Below are 770 nucleotides of genomic sequence, written 5' to 3'. Positions count from 1 at the left end.
AAAAATCCTACACGGGTCATACAGCAGTTTTATCAACCACAGATTATTATGTTATTGAAGCGTCAAAAACCAAAAATAATGGAGCGAAAGTCCATCATTGGAATCGTAGTAATTTGTGGGGGGGGGGCTAGTGGAATTAAGCAACTTAAAGTAACAAGTAAGCTAGGGAAAGATGCTACTGCTGCTGAACGTAAAAAGGCAGTAAACTACGGTAAGGATCAAATAGGAGAACCATATAAATTAAAAACCACTATATGGTCAACGGATGCCTGGTATTGTTCTAAATTAACAAATGCACAATGGGATTATGCAGGGTATAACTTGCAATCTTCAAGAGCTTTTCATATTGATGGAATCTTGGCAGTAATACCTAATGATATTCTGAATGATGCTAATACTCGAGTGAAAAAGAATTGGGGCACCTCACTTCCGGGTAAAATTTAAAGGAAACTATAGGAGAATTATGAAGAAAAAGTACTTACCTTTAATTTTATTATCTTTTGTGTTTGTTGTGATTGCGTTTGTCTTTTTTAAGAAAGAAAGTACACAAAGAATAGTGGTAAATGGGATCGGGAATTTCAATCCAGTTCCAAGTAACGGAAAAAATTATTTACTGTTTTATCCTGCCGACTTGAGAGTTTCTCAAAAAAATACGATTGTTAAGGAAGTGACAAATCAGGGAGATATAGTACGTGAATATGAAATAAAAGATAGAGATATTAGAAGAATGAGTTTCCATCAAAAACCAAATGATATCAATAAATTGTATA

At 33.9% G+C, this 770-nt stretch carries 1 protein-coding gene and 1 pseudogene; both read left to right on the top strand.

Translation table 11 applies throughout. From position 1 onward, the window contains the following. Positions 1-444, top strand: a pseudogene (locus tag CVN76_RS06390) (hypothetical protein); the annotation flags it as partial. 19 nt (positions 445-463) lie between these two features. Further along, a partial coding sequence (locus CVN76_RS06385) for a hypothetical protein (RefSeq protein WP_157805568.1) occupies positions 464-770 on the top strand: 307 nt, incomplete at its 3' end.

The sequence above is a fragment of the Bacillus sp. mrc49 genome (assembly GCF_002803435.1).
Note: the sequence above shows the minus strand (reverse complement) of the source record. Positions and strands in the feature narration are given on the sequence as shown.